General features: G+C 40.9%; 20 protein-coding genes. 12 read left to right on the top strand and 8 right to left on the bottom strand.

The genetic code is table 11. The features are described 5' to 3' along the window. The first annotated feature begins 64 nt into the window (after positions 1-64). From AACS98_RS19825 to AACS98_RS19815, 3 genes are all read left to right on the top strand, one after another. A complete protein-coding gene (locus tag AACS98_RS19825) occupies positions 65-712 on the top strand; it encodes a class I SAM-dependent methyltransferase (protein WP_066383029.1) in 648 nt (215 codons plus the stop codon). 89 nt (positions 713-801) lie between these two features. Next, the gene (locus AACS98_RS19820) at positions 802-1311 is read left to right on the top strand and encodes a hypothetical protein (protein WP_066383027.1); all 510 of its coding nucleotides are present in this window, start codon (positions 802-804) and stop codon (positions 1309-1311) included. A 25-nt stretch (positions 1312-1336) separates the two neighbouring features. Next, positions 1337-2224, top strand: a complete 888-nt coding sequence (locus AACS98_RS19815) for a hypothetical protein (RefSeq protein ID WP_066383024.1) — start codon at positions 1337-1339, stop codon at positions 2222-2224. A 91-nt stretch (positions 2225-2315) separates the two neighbouring features. Here the strand turns inward: AACS98_RS19815 and AACS98_RS19810 are convergent, their stop codons facing one another. From AACS98_RS19810 to AACS98_RS19790, 5 genes are all read right to left on the bottom strand, one after another. After that, positions 2316-3098: a hypothetical protein gene (locus tag AACS98_RS19810; RefSeq protein ID WP_066383283.1), complete on the bottom strand. Its 783-nt coding sequence runs from the start codon at positions 3096-3098 to the stop codon at positions 2316-2318. 151 nt (positions 3099-3249) lie between these two features. Next, positions 3250-3474 carry a 30S ribosomal protein S21 gene (gene rpsU / locus AACS98_RS19805; RefSeq protein ID WP_066383022.1) on the bottom strand — a complete coding sequence of 75 codons (225 nt, stop codon included), beginning with the start codon at positions 3472-3474 and terminating at the stop codon, positions 3250-3252. A 114-nt stretch (positions 3475-3588) separates the two neighbouring features. Further along, positions 3589-3900, bottom strand: coding sequence for an RNA recognition motif domain-containing protein (locus AACS98_RS19800; protein ID WP_066383020.1), 312 nt, complete (start codon positions 3898-3900; stop codon positions 3589-3591). A 200-nt stretch (positions 3901-4100) separates the two neighbouring features. After that, positions 4101-4967, bottom strand: a complete 867-nt coding sequence (locus tag AACS98_RS19795) for a 3'(2'),5'-bisphosphate nucleotidase CysQ family protein (RefSeq protein ID WP_066383018.1) — start codon at positions 4965-4967, stop codon at positions 4101-4103. Positions 4968-4969: 2 nt separating this feature from the next. Continuing rightward, positions 4970-5836: a sugar kinase gene (locus tag AACS98_RS19790; RefSeq protein WP_066383016.1), complete on the bottom strand. Its 867-nt coding sequence runs from the start codon at positions 5834-5836 to the stop codon at positions 4970-4972. A 154-nt stretch (positions 5837-5990) separates the two neighbouring features. Here AACS98_RS19790 and rsmI point away from each other — a divergent pair, with 154 nt between their 5' ends. Together rsmI and AACS98_RS19780 are read left to right on the top strand one after the other, a co-directional pair. Then, positions 5991-6848 carry a 16S rRNA (cytidine(1402)-2'-O)-methyltransferase gene (gene rsmI, locus AACS98_RS19785; protein ID WP_066383015.1) on the top strand — a complete coding sequence of 286 codons (858 nt, stop codon included), beginning with the start codon at positions 5991-5993 and terminating at the stop codon, positions 6846-6848. A 43-nt stretch (positions 6849-6891) separates the two neighbouring features. Further along, positions 6892-7602, top strand: coding sequence for a Uma2 family endonuclease (locus AACS98_RS19780; RefSeq protein ID WP_066383013.1), 711 nt, complete (start codon positions 6892-6894; stop codon positions 7600-7602). On the opposite strand, the gene AACS98_RS19775 is transcribed toward AACS98_RS19780, so the two are convergent. After that, complete coding sequence (locus AACS98_RS19775) at positions 7599-7799, bottom strand: hypothetical protein (protein WP_066383011.1); 201 nt, start codon at positions 7797-7799, stop codon at positions 7599-7601. The genes AACS98_RS19780 and AACS98_RS19775 overlap by 4 nt on opposite strands. Positions 7800-8085: 286 nt before the next feature. On the opposite strand from AACS98_RS19775, the gene mnmE reads away from it, so the two are divergent. From mnmE to AACS98_RS19755, 4 genes are all read left to right on the top strand, one after another. Further along, on the top strand, positions 8086-9477 hold the full coding sequence (gene mnmE / locus AACS98_RS19770; protein WP_066383006.1) for a tRNA uridine-5-carboxymethylaminomethyl(34) synthesis GTPase MnmE: 1392 nt from the start codon (positions 8086-8088) through the stop codon (positions 9475-9477). A gap of 183 nt (positions 9478-9660) precedes the next feature. Continuing rightward, positions 9661-10431, top strand: coding sequence for an SDR family NAD(P)-dependent oxidoreductase (locus AACS98_RS19765; protein ID WP_066383004.1), 771 nt, complete (start codon positions 9661-9663; stop codon positions 10429-10431). Positions 10432-10598: 167 nt separating this feature from the next. After that, positions 10599-11768, top strand: coding sequence for a DUF262 domain-containing protein (locus tag AACS98_RS19760; RefSeq protein ID WP_066383001.1), 1170 nt, complete (start codon positions 10599-10601; stop codon positions 11766-11768). 24 nt (positions 11769-11792) lie between these two features. Beyond that, positions 11793-12830 (top strand): MAE_28990/MAE_18760 family HEPN-like nuclease, encoded by a 1038-nt coding sequence (locus AACS98_RS19755; protein ID WP_231867054.1) that lies wholly within the window; start codon positions 11793-11795, stop codon positions 12828-12830. Positions 12831-12900: 70 nt separating this feature from the next. Here the strand turns inward: AACS98_RS19755 and AACS98_RS19750 are convergent, their stop codons facing one another. Beyond that, on the bottom strand, positions 12901-13626 hold the full coding sequence (locus AACS98_RS19750; protein ID WP_066382998.1) for a cytochrome b/b6 domain-containing protein: 726 nt from the start codon (positions 13624-13626) through the stop codon (positions 12901-12903). Positions 13627-13690: 64 nt separating this feature from the next. On the opposite strand from AACS98_RS19750, the gene AACS98_RS19745 reads away from it, so the two are divergent. Both AACS98_RS19745 and trpD read left to right on the top strand, forming a co-directional pair. Continuing rightward, positions 13691-14515 (top strand): DNA adenine methylase, encoded by an 825-nt coding sequence (locus tag AACS98_RS19745; RefSeq protein WP_066382996.1) that lies wholly within the window; start codon positions 13691-13693, stop codon positions 14513-14515. Positions 14516-14616: 101 nt separating this feature from the next. Next, on the top strand, positions 14617-15690 hold the full coding sequence (gene trpD / locus AACS98_RS19740; protein WP_066382994.1) for an anthranilate phosphoribosyltransferase: 1074 nt from the start codon (positions 14617-14619) through the stop codon (positions 15688-15690). On the opposite strand, the gene AACS98_RS19735 is transcribed toward trpD, so the two are convergent. Beyond that, positions 15620-16702, bottom strand: a complete 1083-nt coding sequence (locus AACS98_RS19735; RefSeq protein ID WP_066383282.1) for a retropepsin-like aspartic protease family protein — start codon at positions 16700-16702, stop codon at positions 15620-15622. The two genes, trpD and AACS98_RS19735, sit on opposite strands and share 71 nt — an antisense overlap. 369 nt (positions 16703-17071) lie before the next feature. On the opposite strand from AACS98_RS19735, the gene carA reads away from it, so the two are divergent. After that, on the top strand, positions 17072-18241 hold the full coding sequence (carA, locus tag AACS98_RS19730; RefSeq protein ID WP_066382993.1) for a glutamine-hydrolyzing carbamoyl-phosphate synthase small subunit: 1170 nt from the start codon (positions 17072-17074) through the stop codon (positions 18239-18241). Positions 18242-18424 lie beyond the last annotated feature (183 nt).

Here is an 18424-nt window from a genome sequence, read left to right as displayed (position 1 = left end):
TTAAAGAGAACTTGTTTAAAAGAATATCTGAAGTTGCACAATTTTAGCGAAAAAGTTTTTCAGTATGTTGCTTAGACCAGATCAACGTTTAAAATTAGATGACACTGATGATCAGCTGTTTTATGCTTATCCCCGCTTCGTCACCCATGTTGATGAAGGTTTTATCCAACAGCTAACGGATTTATACAGGGAACGACTGCAACCCAACAGCCGTATACTAGATATGATGAGCAGTTGGGTGTCTCATCTACCGGAAGAAATCCAGTTTTCTCATATTGAAGGACATGGACTTAATGCGGAGGAATTAGGACGGAATCCCCGGTTAAATCATTACTTTGTGCAGAATCTCAACGAAAATCCGGCTTTACCGCTACCAGATCAAGATTTTGATGCGGTGATTAATTGTGTATCTGTACAATATTTGCAATATCCAGAAGCTATCTTTTCAGAAATTCACCGCATACTCAAACCGGGTGGGGTGGTAATTATCAGCTTTTCTAACCGGATGTTTTTCCAAAAAGCAATACAAGCTTGGCGAGATACGTCTGAATTAGGGCGAGTGGAGTTAGTCAAACGCTATTTTGCGTCAGTACCGGGATTTACGCCACCAGAAATTATTGTCAAGAAGTCCACATTACCGAATTTTTTACAGTGGTTAGGCGCGCCTGGGGGAGATCCCTTTTATGCAGCGATCGCCTACCGCAAACCCTGAGATAATTATCAAAAAGTAAATTTTTTGGCTATAACCCAACAGCAACACAGATAATTGCCTCAAAGCTCAACCATAAGGAGAAGCTAGAGATGATAGTTCCTCGTACACGTAGGATTTTCGCGGCTGTGTTGCTGTCGGTTTTATTACTGACAACAGCTTGTACTCCCAAAGCACCAGGGCGTTTTGATCAGGTACAACAAGAAAGTAGCCGTCAAAAAACCGGACAAGCAGTTGCTAAAAATGCTACTCAGGGGAGTGAGTTCAATAAATTCTTCCCCAGTGAAGAAGATGGTTATCAGCGAGTATTTACCCAAGAAAAGAAAGGCTTTGCGGAAGCGAAGTTAAAAAAAGACGGTAAAGAAGTGGCGATGTTATCTATTTCTGACACCACCAGCACACCGGGAGCAGCTGCGAAATTTTCCAATAGTACCAAAAAAATCGCAGATTATCCGGCGGTGGAAGTAGGTAATACCCAAACTGCGGTTTTAGTCGGCAAATATCAGGTAAAAGTATTATCTCGTTCACCCTCATTTACAGCAAGCGATCGCGCCGATTGGATAGAAAAGTTTGATCTTGATGACCTAGCTAAACTGCAATAACAACATCTAACATTAGGAGACAATTGTGAGTAAACCCATTTTTGAGTTAGTTGATCAACTCCCAACTAGCAGCTTGACTGTTTCGCTGTTAAACGCCTTAGATTTTGTTGCTCCTGGTGAATGGCAAAATACTGTCGGCTTTGTGAATACGATTAAAACTGTCACAGGTGAAACTGATGAAGCCTTAATTCAGCAGATTGGTGAACGGGCAATTTATCTTTATAATGATAAATCCCAAGGCTATCAAAGAGCAATGTGGCTGTATCAAACCGTTGACGGTACAGATAAAGTTTTAGGTGCAGCCGCTTTAGCTAACAAAATTGGGGAAAAAATCCCACTTTTGGGGTTTTTAAACTCAGTAACTCCGAAAGCAGACAAAGCCCAAACTATCGATTTATGCCTGAAAGTAGTAGCTGAATTAGTCGCTTTCTGCCAAATTAACGGTATTCCTGGCGATAGCATTGGTGATTTTGTCGCTTCTCTAGGCGAGTATAGCGGTGAATCACTAATTCGCATGGTAGCATTAGTTTGTGTTGATGGTTTGATACCTTTGGGGCCTGATTTCATCAATAAAGCTTTGTCTATGTTGAATCAGATGAATCCTCAAGAATTGCAGCAAAATTCCACTTTCCAAACCATGCAAGATGCAATTCCAGGTAATAGTGCTGGGAGTAAACTTAATTTCATAGGCGAAAGTTTTGATGCTGTTAAAGGTTGGATGAGTGGTGTTGTTATCGGCAATAATTTAAATCCTCAAAGCGTTGTTAGTCACTTGCAAGGCTTTATGGAAATTGCTGATGATAAGTTAGACTACCTCGCAGCATTTTTAGATGTCGCCACTAATTACTACGAACACACAGGAACACAAACCCTCGCCCGGCGTTTAATTGAACGCGCTGTAGCTGAGATTTAAGTTAATACCGAAAATTTTCGTAGGGTGCGTCAGATGTCAAAAATCTGTTGATTGTTAAGGAATTATCTACTCTGACGCACCCTACATCAGACTAGGGCTTCCTCTCGGAATTCTGCACAGGTAAGTTTAAATTAGCAGCGATCGCATCTAAATAAGGTTGAAAAATCGCCAAACTTTCCAGGTTTTCAAAGCTACCCCGCACCGCACCCGGAGCAAAACTTGTACTCATCACGTATAGTGTGGTACCATCATAAGTAACATGGCTAATCTGCTGCTCTTCTACTCCCCCCTCCGGTTTAATTTTTAAATAACCAGAGCGGATACCGGGTAGTTTACCAATTGTTATCTGTTGCGGTGGATAAGTAGAAACAATAACTTTATTAGCATTGTTGGCTTTACCTTTGTTAGCAACAGTAGCATAAAAATCTGTCACCCAAGCTTCTAAAGCTTTGCTTACCTGATTTTGGTACTCATTATTTTGGTTATTTGCAGGAGAACCGAAAGGAATACCAACTGCTGTTAAATGCTTTTGAAAATCTGGATTATCTTTAACTGGGTAAACTTCTAGTTTCACAGTTCCCACAGGTTTACCATTTGCCGAAACACACAACAAAGAAGCGTTATCTTGACAGGGTAAAACTTGCCAACCATCAGGGGATGCAGTCTTACCCAACACTGTCAGCCAAATATTTTCAGTGTTGACGCTGGAATCAGTTGGGGAATTGCTGGCAGACGTAGGCGTGGCTGTCGGTGATACTAGATTATTAGATGGTGTTTCTGGCTTTTGAGACGATTGGGGTAATACAAATCTAGTTCCTATGGGGACTACAACTAATAAAACCGCACCGATTAATAGATGATAAACACGCAGCATTTTTTTAAACCCAAATAAAAAGATTGCAGATCCCACGTTTCTACAAATCTTTTAGTATCTATAGTAATATAGTTAATAAGTAAGTCAACTTGAAAAAAAGTAATACCCAGATCCCCGACTTCTCAAAGAAGTCGGGGATCTAAAAGTCTAGCTATTTGTTGCTGGTGGAATTATTGGCAGTTTGTCTGTAGTAAGAGCGACTTCTATGATTTTGCTTATGCCTCGCAACTGCTTTCCGCTTTTCTTTTTCTAGCGGTGTCTCAAAGTGGCGTTTTTTCCGCATATCTTGGAAAATTCCCGCTTTGGCAACTTCCCGTTTAAATCTCCTTAACGCTGATTCAATCCCTTCATTCTCTCCTAAAACTACTTGTGTCATACTCATTCCTCCTTTATGTGAATGAATAGTGGAAACCTGGAAAAAAATATTCCAGCAGAGTCGAGCTTTTAGCTTTATCTGCTGGAGACTCTGGAGTTTGTTTTCTAAAAACTTTTAGTAGCGTCGGCCGCGATTGTTATTACCCCAACCACCACCACCACCACCACGAGAAGAAGTTCTTTCTTCACGGGGTTTAGCCTTGTTTACCTTCAGATCCCGCCCCATCCATTCAGCACCATCCAGTGCTTCAATAGCAGCAGTTTCTTGGGCTTCTGTTTCCATTACGACAAAGGCAAACCCACGAGGACGGCCTGTTTCACGGTCAGTGGGTAGCTGAACGCTGTTTACTTTCCCATATTCTGCGAAAGCAAGCTTCAGGTCTTCCTCTGTAACTTGATAGGACAAGTTACCGATGTAAATTGACATATAATGTCTCCGAATTGAGCAAATGTAGAGAGTTAAATTCGGAGAGACGCTTTTTAGAAACCAAAAGAAGTAACTCAACCGAAAATAATTCTGATATCTACCAGCATAACACAGTGATTCGATCTTAGCTGTGAAGGACTAGCTTCTTGGGACAAAATTTTTAGGACTGTTTGTTAACACACAAATTCATAAAATTTTAATTATTCCCCCAACTGAGCTAATATTCTGGCGGCTTCCTGACATAAAATCTCATGAGATTGACCGTTACTAGCTAATAAATCTCCCCATTGACTGATGTCGCCAGTGTTGTATTTTAAGAAATTTCCATTACAATGGGTGAATTTACCACCGGCTTCTGTTAAAATTAGTTCCGGTGCTGCTATATCCCAATCTTTAGGGGCAGATTTGCCAGAAATCGAAATGTAAACGTCGGCTTGTTGTTCCAGAATTGTGGCAATTTTACAACCGACGCTACCAACGGCTTTATGATTGCCAAAAGGTAAATTTTGTAATAAATAATTTAATCTGTCATTACGGTGAGAGCGACTGACAACGATAGTTAAATCTTCTATAGGTTTAGTGTTTTGACTAGGTAGTTGGATTTGAGTAACACCATTGCGGGTTTCGACAAATGTGCCGCCGCCTTTGGTAGCGTAATATAATTTCTGTTGTTCTGGTACGGCGACTACTGCTAAAATTGGTCTATGGTCTTTGACTAAGGCGATGTGAACTGCATAGTCCCCGGTTTTGTCGATAAAATCACGAGTACCGTCGAGAGGATCGATAATCCAGACCCAATCAGGTGTAGACTCTGTATTTTGATTGAGTTGATTTTTATAGGTTTCTTCGCTGATGTAAGCAAAATCTTTGTCACCCAAGGCGGTTTGTAGTTGCTGGAGGATGTATTGACTGACAGCTACATCAGCAACGGTGACGGGTTCATTTTGTTGATATTCGACTTTCAGGTTAGAGTCGGTAGCCGTGCCGTGATAATAAGATTGTAATATGTCTGCGGCTCCCCAACCAACGGCGCGAGCGATCGCTAGTATTTCGTTTAAGTCTTTCATCATTACTCACTCCTCTCATCCATCCAGCGACGTGTACCAAAATATTGACAAGCTTTCGCCGCAATTTTCGCCGCTTGGTCGAGGGCATCGGTAAAACTGGCTTGTAAAATATAATGGCAAAAAGCACCGTGAAAAATATCTCCAGCTCCTAGTGTATCAACTGGTTGGATACCAGGAACAGCGATCGCTCCAATTTTACCATGACTACAGTAGGTAATTGGCTGTTCGCCGTGGGTGATGGCGATGTGAGGAATTCCTAAACCGCGCAGATAATCAATAACCTCTGTTTCTGAGTTACAGTCAGGAGGACGAAAGTTAGCTGAACAAATAGCGTAATCTACTAAGGGTAAGACTTCTTGAAATCCAGGTTTCCAACTACCACCATCAATAATTATCGGGATATGATGCGCCTTTGCCATTTGTGCGATCGCATATCCCACTGGCATCTGATGACCATCGATCAGCACTACATCTATATTATGTAAGATATTTGGTGGGATAGCGGCAACACTGGCTGGAGTTTTCACAGCGTTAATCGAAATTACCGCCCGTTCCCCGGTGGATTGGGTGACAATAATTGATGATACAGGTGGTGGTGTGTTGACGCTAGAATCAAGGTCAACGATATCTACATGATATTGAGTTAAATCTCCTCGAATTAACTGCGTCATTGGGTGCGAACCCAACACACCTAAAAGCGTAGCATGATTTCCTAAATAACTAAAAGTTACCGCCGCATTGGTAGCAGGCCCCCCTGCTGCTACAGTGTAGTCAGATGCGACTAACTTTTGATTATTTTGCGGAGCAGATGCAGCTAAGTAAATTAAGTCTACAGTGATTAAACCGATGAATAAACCATGATTAGTCATAAATCAATTCAAAATTCAAAATTCAAAATTCAAAAATTTTTTATACCAAATTAATATGAACCTGCCTAGAATCAAATATCAAGCATAATTGAACGCAGATAAAAACAGATAAATCATTCTAATTCCCCCTCATCTTCCTCATCTCCCTCATCTCATGCAGACAGAACCCAAACCAGGAACACTATATATAGTTGGTACACCTATCGGCAATTTAGAAGATATCACCTTGCGGGCGGTGCGGATTTTGCAGGGTGTGGATTTGATTGCGGCTGAAGATACGCGCCATACTGGTAAACTATTACAACATTTGCAGGTGAAAACACCGCAAATCAGTTACCATGAACATAATAGTAGTAGTCGTATCCCGGAAATTTTAGAGCATTTACAAACTGGAAAAGCCTTAGCTTTGGTGAGTGATGCGGGTATGCCGGGAATTTCTGATCCTGGTTATGAATTGGTGAAAGCTTGTGTTGAGGCACAAATTCCTGTAGTTCCTATCCCTGGCGCGAGTGCAGTGATTACGGCTTTGAGTGCGGCGGGTTTACCTACAGATAAGTTTGTGTTTGAGGGATTTTTACCTGCGAAAAGTCAGCAACGACGGGAACATCTGGAGGCTTTACAGACAGAATCTCGCACCATAATTTTATATGAATCGCCGCATCGATTGCGAGATACTTTACAAGACTTAGCAGAGATTTGGGGAAGCGATCGCCAAATTGTGCTGGCAAGGGAGTTAACTAAATTGTATGAGGAATTTTGGCGAGGAAGTATAGGAGATGCGATCGCTCATTATCAACAACGAGAACCCCAAGGAGAGTATACCCTAGTCGTAGCGGGAAATCCACCGAGTCAACCGCTACTGACAGAAGCACAATTACGAGCCGAATTAGAACAATTAATGCGTCAAGGAGTATCGCGATCGCAAGCTAGCCGACAATTAAATCAATATACTGCCTTAAACCGTCGTCAAGTTTATCAAATTGCTCTGTCAATTGTTCTTGATCCTGAGTGAATTTTGCTAGGCTAAACTTATAAGACTGTAGAGACTTGCTGCTATGTCTGTAGCTAAAGATGTCACCACCCCAGAATATGTTATCTTTCCACCAGGGGATTTATACAGTGACGAGCCACCTTTGGAAAGTTATCTACATTTACAGCAAATAATTTTATTATTAACCTGCTTGGAATGGTGGTGGCAAGACCGCAATGATTTTTTTGCGGCGGGTAATTTGACGATTTTTTACAGTCCCAAACAGTTAAAATCAGAACAATTTCGGGGGCCTGATTTTTTCGTCGTGCTGGGAACGGAACGCAAACCCCGTAAAAGTTGGGTAGTCTGGGAAGAAGAGGGAAAGTATCCCAACTTGATTATAGAATTATTATCAGATTCTACTGCCGCCACTGACAGAGGCTTAAAAAAACAAATTTATCAAGATATATTCCGCACCCCGGAATACTTTTGGTTTGATCCCCATAATTTAGAATTCGCTGGGTTTGTGTTACTCGCTGGTAAATATGAGCCTATCACACCCAACCCCCAAGGTAGGTTATGGAGTCAGCAGTTAGAGTTATTTTTAGGGGTTGAACAGCAAAGTTTACGGTTTTACACTGCGGAAGGGGAACTTGTACCCACACCACAAGAAGTAGCACAGCAACAGATGCAGCGTGCTGAGGAAATACAGCGAATTGCTGAACAAGAAAAACAACGCAGCGATCGCATGGTAGCGAAGCTGCGAGAATTAGGTATAGATCCAGATGCGATTTAGTTATCTTCAGGTAAAACCCATTTTGGTGGTTCCATCATTTTACGTCTGAGACGTTCTTCGGCGATCGCTAGCATTTGGTCTAAAGAAGTCTCAGCAATGAATTTAGACGCAGCTTCTCTATATTCAATGTTGGGACATTTATCACCCAAAACGCAACCGTTAACGCAAGCTTCAGCGCAGTTAATTTTCTGCTCCACAGTCAATTCCTCTCTAATTCGGGCTTTTTTCTACCCTCAAGGTTAATTTTACCTTGGCTATTGTTTACAAGTTAGTCTAAATACTTACCATTTTAGAATAATAGTCATTGGTCGTTAGTCATTAGTCATTAGTCATTAGTCATTAGTCATTAGTCATTAGTCATTAGCTTTTCTCCCCTGCTCCCTCATCTCCCTCATCCCCCTCATCCACCTCATCCCCTCATCCCCCTCATCTCCCATTCCTGTTACTCTATCCTTATATAATCTCTGGCTCAAAAGGTAGCTCATGTCCGAACTGTTGGCGACAACTGGAACTATTGCCGCGATCGCTACTGCTGTTGTCCCGCAACAGGGTAGTGTAGGTATTGTGCGGGTTTCTGGTTCTCTAGCAATGGCGATCGCTCAAACTTTGTTTTATACTCCAGGTAAGCAAGTTTGGGAAAGTCACCGCATTCTTTACGGTAACATCCGCCATCCCCAAACGCGACAACTGGTAGATGAAGCCTTGTTACTGATCATGAAAGCACCTCGTTCTTACACCCGTGAGGATGTGGTGGAATTTCACTGTCATGGCGGAATTATGGCTGTGCAGCAGGTGTTACAGTTGTGTTTGGAAAATGGCGCAAGACTGGCGCAACCGGGAGAATTTACCCTACGTGCGTTTTTGAATGGCAGATTAGATTTAACCCAAGCCGAAAGTATCGCCGATTTAGTCGGAGCTAAATCACCCCAAGCGGCTCAAACTGCTTTAGCTGGGTTACAGGGAAAATTAGCTTATCCTATCCGTCAGTTACGCGCTCACTGTTTAGATATTTTGGCAGAGATTGAAGCGCGGATTGATTTTGAGGAAGACTTACCCCCGTTGGATGATAAACACATCATATCAGAAATTGAAAACATTGCCGCAGAAATTTCTAAATTATTGGCAACGAAAGATCAAGGGGAACTGCTGCGTACAGGGTTAAAAGTGGCGATTGTTGGTCGTCCGAACGTGGGTAAATCCAGCTTGTTGAACGCTTGGAGTCAGAGCGATCGCGCCATAGTCACCGACTTACCGGGGACAACCCGCGATGTCGTCGAGTCGCAGTTAGTCGTGGGAGGAATTCCGGTGCAGGTGCTAGATACCGCAGGAATTCGGGAAACTGCCGACCAAGTAGAGAAAATCGGAGTCGAGCGATCGCGCCGTGCTGCCAACACAGCCGATTTAGTCTTATTCACCATCGATGCAGCCACAGGTTGGACAGAAGACGACCAACAAATTTACGCACAAGTAGAACACCGTCCATTAATTCTGATAATTAATAAAATTGACCTAGTAGAAAAGTCAGTCATTGATACTTTAAAATATCCCCAAAACATTAATAAAATTGTTTACACAGCCGCCGCCCAAAATCAAGGTATTGAAAGCTTAGAAACAGCTATCTTAGAAATAGTTCAAGCTGGAAAAGTTGCTGCTGCTGACATAGATTTAGCCATTAACCAAAGACAAGCAGCCGCACTCACACAAGCTAAAATTGCTTTAACACAAGTACAAGCGACAATTGCCCAAAAATTACCCTTAGACTTTTGGACAATTGACTTAAGAGGTGCAATTCAAGCACTAGGAGAAATCACCGGGGAAGAAGTAACTGAATCTGTACTTGATAGAATCTTTAGTAAATTTTGCATCGGTAAATAAATCTGTTCATCCACTAACAGTAAACATCATGAATATCCAATTAAAATTATTAAAATTAAGTTTGTAGTAAGGGCTTTAGCCCTTTTCTTAGGACTAAAGTCCTTACTACAAACTTTAATCATTTACGCCATGTACTTACCTGAAAACAAGCTTTTTAAAAACTAACAACTAGGTTGATATAATATGACGTTTATTGACGAAATGAATCATAACAATGCTTTAATTGTAGGAGCAAGCCAAGGAATTGGTTTAGGGTTTGTAAAAAAACTTCTACAAGATGAAAGAATCAACAAAATTTATGCAACCTATCGCCAACCAAAATCAGCTTCTGAATTAATAGACTTAGCTGATAAATATTCAAGTCGCTTAACTTGTCTGGTAGTAGACATTACCGATGAGTTGCAAATTGCTGAAGCTATCCAAAAAATCAAAACTCAAATCAATCAACTTCATTTAGTAATAAACTGTGTAGGTTTACTACATGAAGGAGATTTACAACCAGAAAAAAGTTTAAGACAAATTAATTCAGAAAACCTTTTACGTTACTTCCAAGTCAACAGTATTGGTGCTGTACTTTTAGCGAAACATCTTTTACCATTATTTCGCCATAATGACACTGCTGTTTTTGCGACTATATCAGCTAAATTAGCCAGTATTGGTGATAACAAACTCGGTGGATGGTATGGTTATCGCGCCTCAAAAACAGCATTGAATATGTTTATGCGAAATGTGGCGATTGAATATGGTAGAACTTGCCCAAATGCGATAGTTGTAACTTTACATCCTGGTACAACAGATACCAGCCTTTCTCGTCCATTTCAACGCAACGTAGCTGCTGATAAATTATTCTCAGTTGAACGCACTGTTACCCAATTATTAGCCGTGATTGAAAAACTGAATAAAGGCGATAGTGGACAATTTTTCTCATGGGATGGAAGTAAATTACCTTGGTAGTTTAATCAATAGTTGTCTTGCTGACTAATTATTACTAATCTTCATAAGATAAATGAAGTCTATCATTTCTTAAAAATTAACCTGTTCCGAATTTTTACATAAAAAATGATAAAATATACTTATGAGATTTATATTGAATAAAATCACTATTGCGCGGGATGTAGTCAATGATACTTGCACCAAATGAACAACAAATGTGGGAGAAATCACCCTATAAAAATAACATCAGGATGTCCGATATTGAGATTAACGAAAAGTATGAATCTGGCGAACAAAGAATACTGACTGAAATGAACCGTGAAAAGTTGCCAAGCTTTGTTGCAGCTTTAAAAAAACCTGGATATATGGATGTACGTCCTTTTTACCAAAGAAGAACTCGGTGGGATGAAACAATGCAATCAAGACTCATCGAGTCATTCTTGATTAATATTCCCGTTCCTCCAATTATTCTTTATGAGAAAGAGTTTAACTGTTATGAAGTAATGGATGGTCAACAAAGAATTACTGCTCTTCGTGATTTTTATGATAACCGCTTGAAATTGACAGGACTTGAACTTTGGCGAGAACTCAACGGAAGAACATACGCTAATCTTCCTGCCAAAATTAGAGCAGGTATTGATCGTCGCTCTATATCATCCATAGTTTTGATTACAGAATCAGCATCCAATCCTGAAGAAGCATTTTTATTGAAGCAACTTGCTTTTGAAAGACTAAATACAGGTGGTGTCGCTTTAAGTCGTCAAGAAATACGTAACTGTTTGTATTCTGGAAAATTTAATCAACTTTTACTTGAACTAGCAAATAATTCTATATTTGCGGAGGCTTGGGGAATTCCAATTGATGATGAAAAACAACGTAATAAGAACAATTTATATAAAAAGATGGAAGATGCCGAATTAATTCTTCGTTTTTTTGCTTTACGTCATGTAAATGATTTCCGCCGAGGAATGGAAGGATTCCTTGATCTCTACATGATTAAAAGTCTCAATTTTACCGATGAAGATGTCAATATTCTCAAAAATATTTTTCTCCAAACTATAAATTTAGCACACCAAATCTATTCAGCTAATTTATTTAAGCCTTTTGATCCTACAACTGAGACATGGAAGGAAAAAGCCTATAAAGCTTATTATGATGCCGTTATGGTTGGATTTAGTAGACATTTAGCAAATGCAGATATTTTAGTCCAAAAAAAATTAATAGTGATTGAAGAAACAAAAAGACTTGTTAGAGAAGACAAATCAAAGCTATTTACTGGTGGAGGTCGAACTCATTCTGATATTAAAGAAAGCATCAGATTGTTCGATGAAATGCTATCCCAAGTCATCGCAGGTTAAGAAGCGATGTTTCAGGATATTCTAATGACAGTTAAAGTTAATATTGCTACTGTTAGTTCCATTATTAAAACTAATAATAGGCTGATGGAAATTTCGTTTGCTTCGGGTGCTGTAATAAAAACAGAAACAAGCGAAGAAGCAGACTTAATCCTCAATAACCTGCTGCAAGATATACCGAAAGCAAGAGAGTGGAGAATTTACGACCATTGTGCTGTAGTAACGCGATTATATGCAATTTATGAGCGTTTTGTAGAAGAATTAATTAGTGATTGGTTAATACTTTTACCAGAATTATATCCATGCTATTCAGATTTGGAAGAAACAATCAGAAATACTCATCGGGTGGGAGTGGGAAGATTACTGGTGGAATTGAATAAAAGCCGATATGAACATCTCACTTCTGAGAAAGTTATGCAAGGTTTATTTTATGGAAATACTGGTGAAAAAGAGTATGAATTACTGCCAGATGCGTTTCTTATTCATGAACAGAACTTACGCAGGGAAACTCTAGAAAGATTGTTTGCTAATGCTGGAATATCAAACGCTTGGGTATGGGTAGAAAAACATAGAGCCATCAAACATTTTTTAGAAGAGATTAGAGGAAACCAAAATACTGCGGAAGGGGAACTTAATGAATTTATTAGCTATCGTAACGATGCAGCACACGGTGTGCCTGATGATGTTCTAGGTGCTAGTGCATTATTAGAATTATGCGACTTTATAGATGCTTTATGTGAAGCACTTGCTGAATTAGTCACTTACCAGGTTATTAAACGCAAAAAATTAATAGGTAAGATTCGAGAAGTAGGCACAATTATTGGGTGGTTCAAGAGGGCTAATGCTGGAGTTGCAAAAGTTGCGGAAATTAAATTATCAGTTGGAAACCAACTTTTCCTAGTAAGTGAAGATACATCTTGTTGCTATTTGGTTACTATCAAGAGCCTTCATGTTAATGATAATCCAGTTAATGATTTACAAACAACTACTGGGATGGAAGTTGGCTTGAAGTTTGATTTGAATGCTAAAAAAGGTTTACGTCTGTATCAATTACAGATGGAGTAGTTAAGATTTGGCTTCTGTCATCAACATTTTTATCATGGGATGGAAGTAAATTACCTTGGTAGTTTGATAGTTAAGATGCACCCGCAGAAAATACAGGTAAAATAAACGCCGCAATAATTCCCAGCACCACTATTATTTCCAGAGTTTTTAAAAGTATATAATTTTGCTGCCAATTATGAATTTCTGTTCCCAAATTACCAGTTAAATTACTCCACCAATTACCTAACCGATTTAACCAATGACTAGGGCTATCATCAGGGCGTAACTTTAACAAAAACATCGAGATTAATAAAGGCGCACCACCCACTTTAGCAGACATTAATAGGTGAATTGCTAAACAACAAATCATCACCATCCAAGCTGTCAAATGCAGGTAGTACCAGATATGATTTAACTCTCCGAGGGGTAGCCATTCTTCTTTCATCATTCTGCCAGAAATGACGGCTAACACCGAGGCTAACAGCATCAATGTATTAGCAATTCTCTGCAAGCTAACCCACCATATTGGTTTACCTAGTTGAGTTAAGTTTTGTAAAGTTTGTGCTTGCAGAAGACGTTTTTGCCCAGCATGAAAACTATAAAAAGCGAAAGCTGGTAATATTAGCAGAAAGAATAATGCAAAAGTACCGTGAATACCCTGAATATCATTAACTCTGGGTAAGACTATTTTGCCAAATCTCCCATCGAAGGTATTGTAAACTAAAAATCCGGTAATGATGGCGGCGATCGCTAATATTCCACTTACGCCATGCAGAATACGTAACCACAAAGGTTGGTAGGGAGCAGAACGAGACATAACAACTCTTTAACCACCGATAAAATAATATACATTATAGAATTATTTGAATATTTGTAAACTGATGCTCAAAAGCCCTCTTAGATATCCTGGCGGTAAGTCAAAAGCAATTAATCAAATAGTTGAACATCTACCAGAAAATTTTACTGAATTTCGTGAACCATTTATCGGTGGTGGTTCAGTCTTTATTTACTTAAAGCAAAAATTCCCCCATCTGAAGTTTTGGATTAATGATTTAAATCAAGAGTTATTTCTGTTTTGGAAAATCGCTCAGTCTGATATATCTCGGCTAGTTGCTGAAGTCCGTCATATTAAAGATAAATATACAGATGGTAAAATCTTATTTACAGAATTAACCAGTGTAGATGTTAATCAACTGTCTGATTTAGAAAGAGCAGTACGCTTTTTTGTCCTCAACAGAATTACTTTTAGCGGTACTGTAGAATCAGGGGGATTTTCTCAAGAAGCTTTTCATAAACGTTTTACTTATTCTTCTATAGAACGTTTGGAAAAGTTAGCAAATATTTTAACTCCAGATATTCAAATCACTAACTTGGATTATAGCAAATTAGTGACCGCAGCAGGTGAAAATGTATTTTTATTTTTAGACCCGCCTTATGTTAGTGCTACTAAATCTAAATTATATGGTAAAGACGGCAATTTACATACATCTTTTGACCATCAGAGATTTACGGACGTTTTACAAAAATGCCCTCATCAATGGTTAATTACTTACGATGATTCACCAATAATTAGAGAAAACTTTAAATGGGCGAATATCTACGCCTGGGAATTACAATATGGGATGAATAACTATAAGCAAGGACGGGCAAATAAGGGTAAAGAATTATTCATTAATAACTATGAAATTCAATATAAAAAAAATTAATACTCAAATCCCCGACTTCTTAAAGAAGTCGGGGATCTATCCCATAATCATTTTATATTTAATGATGTTCATGTAATTATCCCTAACATTATCAATTTAATATGACCACTGCTCCTGCTAACACCTCACCAGAATCCTCAATTAGTTGGTCTTTACTCCTACAACAGTTAATCGATGGTGAATCCCTCAGTCGCGCCCAAGCGGCGGAATTAATGCAAGGTTGGCTGAGTGAAGCCGTCCCCCCGGAGTTATCTGGCGCAATCTTAACAGCACTCAACTTTAAAGGCATTTCCGCCGACGAGTTAACCGGGATGGCTGAAGTTCTCCAATCTCAATCAAAATCGGGGACTGGGACAACTGCACCCAAACTTAGCACTATCATCGATACCTGTGGCACAGGTGGGGATGGTTCTTCAACTTTCAACATTTCTACAGCCGTGGCGTTTGTGGTGGCTGCTTATGGTGTACCTGTCGCCAAACATGGTAATCGTTCCGCATCGAGTTTAACGGGTAGTGCTGATGTTTTAGAAGCGTTAGGTGTAAATTTGGGTGCGGCTAGTGAAAAAGTCCAAGCTGCACTGCATGAAGTCGGGATCACATTCTTATTTGCTCCTGGTTGGCATCCTGCGCTGAAAGCTGTGGCACAATTACGCCGGAGTTTAAGAATTCGCACGGTGTTTAATTTACTTGGCCCCTTAGTAAATCCCCTGCGTCCGACTGGGCAGGTGGTAGGCTTATTTACACCGAAACTTCTAGAAACTGTGGCTCAAGCTTTAGATAATTTAGGTAAGGAAAAGGCGATAGTTCTCCACGGACGAGAAAAACTTGACGAAGCAGGGTTGGGTGATATAACAGACTTGGCAGTGTTATCTGGCGGTGAGGTCAAGTTAGCTACAGTCAATCCCCAGGAAGTGGGTGTCACACCTGCACCCATTACAGCCCTCAAAGGTGGGGATGTCCAAGAAAATGCGGTGATTTTAAAAGCGGTGTTACAAGGTAAAGGTACGCAAGCACAACAAGATGCTGTAGCCTTAAATGCTTCCTTAGCCCTACAGGTAGCGGGTGTGATTCCATTGTTAGATCATGCCCAAGGTGTGAAAGTAGCTAAGGATATCCTACAGACTGGTACTGCCTGGACAAAGTTGGAACAGTTAGTGGAATTCCTTCAGAGTTAGCCTCGGCGTGGGATTGGGGGCGGAACTCTACCACATTGCGTCTAATGGTGACATCATAATTACCAAAAAAATCATGTCCCAGTAGCCCTGTTTCCAGTTCTGCCCCAGCGATCGCCACAGGTACACGATTCACTCTCACCCCTGCTAAACTCATAGAATCCACATACCCAATCGCAAATTCGACAGCCTTAGAACTAGCCGTGTTAGCTTTAGCCTTGCCCACTGGCACAACTCCTAAAGCACTCGCCATTGTTTGAGTAATTACAGTTCCACTCGCTCCCGTATCCACAATCATGTCAAATTGCTGTTGACCATTAAAAGTCACAGAAACTACAGGCGTACCGCCAACTCTTCGTCTAATCGGGGCGATATAGACTTTTTCAGGAGTGATAGCGGCGGATAAAGGAAAAGAGTTGGTTTGTGGGGGTAATTCTGTAGTGCCGGGTGGGGGGACAGGAATAGTAATACTAGAGTTAGACGTTGACGTTACTGGGGGAGGAGAGGAGGGACGCACCACCGCCAGTCTTTCCGGTGGAGATGGTACAGCTACCGATGGAGGTAATGGACGCGCCGCAGCATTAGCTTGCTGGATAGCGGACTTCATCTGCCGATTGTATTGCGAAATTTTGGTTTGAGCGATCGCAAACTCTGGACTTTGCCGTTCTACTTTTTGCATCAGCGCGATCGCATCCTGATACTGACTCGCCACCAAATACCAATCATCTGGCGATTGAGCCGATTGACTAATACTTGTGGCACCTGCGGCTTTATCTAGTCCCTGTTCAAACGCACTGGGTTCTATTGGCGATGACTGGTTTGTTAAAACTGGGATTTCTGGTGGTTTTGTAGGTTCAACCGGAAAATTCACTGCGGCTACATCATCAGTCACCACAGACTCTTGATTACGCAAAATAGCTGTCTTTGGTTTACCGGAAGTACATCCTACATTTACAATCGCAATAGTACCAGAAAGAAAAATTAGGGTTGCACGAGAAAAAAAGGGCTGAAGCATAATTAATTTTGATTTAAACTGTCCCTGGGACTGTATCACCACTCCTGCCACCGTTTCCCCTTATAGATTAAAATCCTCTGACTCAATTTTAATTTTTAATTAATTACCTGACCAAGCCGTAAGCTGGCGAACTCATGGGATAATTAACACTCGCAGTATTGACTAACTTGGGGAATAAAGACTGCTCATTGATAACAAGGTACAAGAGAATTGGGGTTAGAGACTAGGAATTTTTAGATTTGAGATTTTGGATTGAAGTTTAATATAGAAATGCAAATCCAAAAGCCAAAATTTTTGCTCATACCCAATCCCCAGTACCCAAACCCCAATCCCCAATCCTAAACCTTAAACCTTTTTATTGCATCGCCTATGCCCCTGTCTGACGCAATACCTGCTCTACTTGTCTTAGCAGATGGAACTGCTTACCGTGGTTGGTCTTTCGGTGCGACGGGAACCACCATTGGCGAAGTAGTTTTTAACACTGGGATGACTGGATATCAAGAAGTTTTGACCGACCCTAGTTATTGCGGTCAAATAGTCGTGTTCACCTATCCGGAATTGGGGAACACCGGCGTGAATCCAGAAGACGAAGAATCGACCAAACCACAAGTAAAAGGTGCGATCGCCCGCAATATTTGTCATCAACCGAGTAACTGGCGAGCAGTACAATCCTTACCAGACTACCTGCAACAACACCAAATACCAGGGATTTACGGCATAGATACCCGCGCCCTCACCCGGAAAATTCGGATGTATGGAGCGATGAACGGGGGTATCTCTACAGAAATCTTAGATGAAGCAGAGTTGTTAGAGCAGGTACTAGCAGCTCCCAGCATGGCAGGCTTGAATTTAGTCCGGGAAGTCACCACCCCCGAAGTTTACGAATGGTCAGAGCCTACCATCCCCACTTGGGAATTCAACTTGGAAGCTACGGCAAATAATCATCAGGAAACCTTAACTGTCGTCGCCTTAGACTTTGGTGTAAAACGCAATATTTTACGCCGCTTGGCTAGTTATGGTTGTCGAGTAATTGTTGTACCTGCCGATACACCACCAGCAGAAATTCTCAAATACAATCCAGATGGTATCTTCCTTTCCAACGGGCCTGGCGACCCAGCCGCAGTGACTGAAGGTATTGCTACGGCTCAAGCCCTACTACAAAGCCAAAAACCGATCTTTGGCATTTGTATGGGTCACCAAATTCTGGGTCACGCCCTGGGAGCAGAAACCTTTAAGCTGAAATTTGGCCATCGTGGTTTAAATCAGCCGGCGGGTTTACAACAAAAGGTAGAGATTACCAGCCAAAACCACAGCTTCGCGATCAATCCCGATTCCTTACCGGATACAGTTGTGGAAATTAGCCACCTCAACTTAAACGATCGCACCGTCGCTGGGTTAAGGCACAAATCCCTACCCATATTCTCAGTGCAGTACCACCCAGAAGCCAGTCCCGGCCCTCACGACGCTGATTACTTGTTTGAGCAGTTCGTCCAAGCCATGCGCACCGCTCGTCAAGCAAATATCGCCGAAGTGAGTTAAAAAAGGATAAGGGATCAGGGACTCTTGACTGGGGACTATTGACTAGGGACTAGGGACTCTTGACTAGGGATGAGGAAAGCCTAAAAGATCAAAGGTGAAAGGGACAAAGATTTTCTTTACCCAATCCCCAATCCCCAATCCCCAATCCCCAATCCCCAATCCCCACTACCCCAACAGGCTGTA

This window comes from Anabaena sp. CA = ATCC 33047, assembly GCF_963870205.1.
Taxonomy (GTDB): Bacteria; Cyanobacteriota; Cyanobacteriia; order Cyanobacteriales; family Nostocaceae; genus Trichormus.
The sequence above is the reverse complement of the archived record's forward strand: the minus strand, read 5'-3'. Positions and strand labels throughout refer to the sequence as shown.